At 67.6% G+C, this 1,956-nt stretch carries 2 protein-coding genes; one reads left to right on the top strand and one right to left on the bottom strand.

Features of this window, described 5'->3' with window-relative positions:
• Positions 1-64 precede the first annotated feature (64 nt).
• Positions 65-499, top strand: a complete 435-nt coding sequence (locus tag ACFYY1_RS43250; RefSeq protein WP_388595603.1) for a hypothetical protein — start codon at positions 65-67, stop codon at positions 497-499.
• On the opposite strand, the gene ACFYY1_RS43245 is transcribed toward ACFYY1_RS43250, so the two are convergent.
• Positions 496-1,710 carry an IS110 family transposase gene (locus ACFYY1_RS43245; RefSeq protein ID WP_388595602.1) on the bottom strand — a complete coding sequence of 405 codons (1,215 nt, stop codon included), beginning with the start codon at positions 1,708-1,710 and terminating at the stop codon, positions 496-498. The two genes, ACFYY1_RS43250 and ACFYY1_RS43245, sit on opposite strands and share 4 nt — an antisense overlap.
• Positions 1,711-1,956 lie beyond the last annotated feature (246 nt).

Here is a 1,956-nt window from a genome sequence, read left to right as displayed (position 1 = left end):
GGGGGGGTGCCCCTATGTCTTTGGTCAAGCTGGTCGGGTGTGAGTTCGGGGCGTCTGGAACGATGTGTCCGTGCATGCTGATGATCAGGTTGGTGAGGGTGTCCCCGCGGAGCTCGCGGTGTTCCTGCGGGGTGCTGTCGACGGCCGTCCGGTGAAGATCGGTGCTTCCGTGTGTGAGTGCGGCGGCCGGGTGTTCTTCGTGCTGGTCAATGCGTCCGGAGCGGAACGGGAGTGCTCTGGCTGCGGCAGTCGTGCGTTCATCGCAGATAGCGAGGAGTACTGGAACGAGGAGGCCTGGGAGGACGACGAGCCCGGTGCGGCCGGCTGCCCCTGCGGGAGCGAGGAGTTCGAGGCCGCGGTCGCGTTCTCACTCGGCGACGACGGATCGGTCCGCTGGGTAACGGTGGGCCTGCGGTGCATCAAGGATAGATTCTGTGGGGTCTATGCCGACTGGAAGATCGACTACGGCCCCACGGATCACCTCCTGACCATGGTCTAGGTCTGCGGAGCGATCGTCCGAACAGGCTGTGGTTCGTAGAAGGTTCCGTCGCGGAGCATCGCGAAGAGGACATCTGCCCGGCGTCGTGCGAGGCAGAGCAGGGCTTGGGTGTGGTGCTTTCCCTGAGCGATCTTCTTGTCGTAGTAGGCCCGCGATGCCGGGTCCCCCAGGGCCGCGAACGCGGAGAGGAAGAAGGCCCGTTTGAGCTGCTTGTTTCCTCGTCTGGAGGGCTGTTCGCCGCGGATCGAGGAGCCCGAGCTGCGGGTCGCGGGGGCGAGCCCGGCGTAGGCGGCGAGGTGTCCTGCGGTCGGGAAGGTGCTGCCGTCACCGACCTCGATCAGGATCCTGGCTCCGGTCCTGACGCCGATGCCCGGCATGGACGTCAGGACCTTCGAAAGAGGGTGAGCCTCCAGGAGTTCCTCGATCCTCGTGGCCAGCAGTGTGCGCTGATCAAGCACGGCCGTCAGCGAGCCGGCCAGGCTCGGGACGATGAGCGCTGCCGCGTCGGTCCCCGGAACGGTGACGGTCTGCTCGTCCAGAGCGGTGAAGATGTCCTCGACCAGCCGCTCGGCCATCCTGGGGGCCTTCGGCCGTAATAGCGTGACCAGCCGTCGCCGCCCGGCCTTGCGGATCTGGGCCGGGGATCCGAACCGCTCCAGCAAGGTCAGGACGGCCGGGTGCTGCAACCGCGGCCCCAGCACCCGTTCCAGCGACGGATGGATCTGGGTCAGCAGGCCGTGGAGCCGGTTCGCAACCCTGGTGGCCTCGCCGGCCAGGTCGTCGTCGAACCCGACGATCATCTCCAGCTCGGCGATCGTCTCGTCCTCGCAGTCGATCGCCCGCAGCGTGTGCGGCATCGCGCGGGCGGCGTCGGCGATGATGAACGCGTCCTTCGCGTCCGTCTTCGCCTCGCCGGGGTAGAGATCGGCGATCCGCCGCATCGTCAGGCCGGGCAGGTAGGCCACGGGACAGCCCATGTCCCGGGCCACGGCCAGCGGCAGGGCGCCGATCGAGGCCGGCTGATCGACCACGACCAGCACGGTTCCGTGCTTGGCCTGCAGCTTGGCGAATAGCTCGCGGAGCTTGGGTTCGGTGTTGGGCAGGCGCTTGTCGAAGGCTTTCTTGCCGGCCGGGGTGACGGCGGTGGCGTGGTGTTCGCCCTTGCCGACGTCCAGGCCGAGGAAGACGTCGATGTCGCCGGTGTCGATCACGTGCAGGCTCCTCCATCACGCTTTCGTCCGGCCTTGCCTCGGCACCGAGCTGCCACATCCACGTTACGGAGAGCTCTTCCGGCCTGGGTGAAGCCGGTGCTCAAGCCCCTCATCAGCGGTCCGTCGATGCCTCCGGGCCCGGTGACACCACCCCCCGGATCATCAACCGCAACAGGAGGGGGAAGTCATGCCGGACCCGAAGGCCGGAGGCCCCGTTGCGGAGCCACGAAAACGGTAACGGGGGGG

This window comes from Streptomyces sp. NPDC001890 (assembly GCF_042891445.1).
Lineage (GTDB): Bacteria > Actinomycetota > Actinomycetes > Streptomycetales > Streptomycetaceae > Streptomyces.
This window is presented reverse-complemented; position numbering and strand designations above follow the sequence as displayed.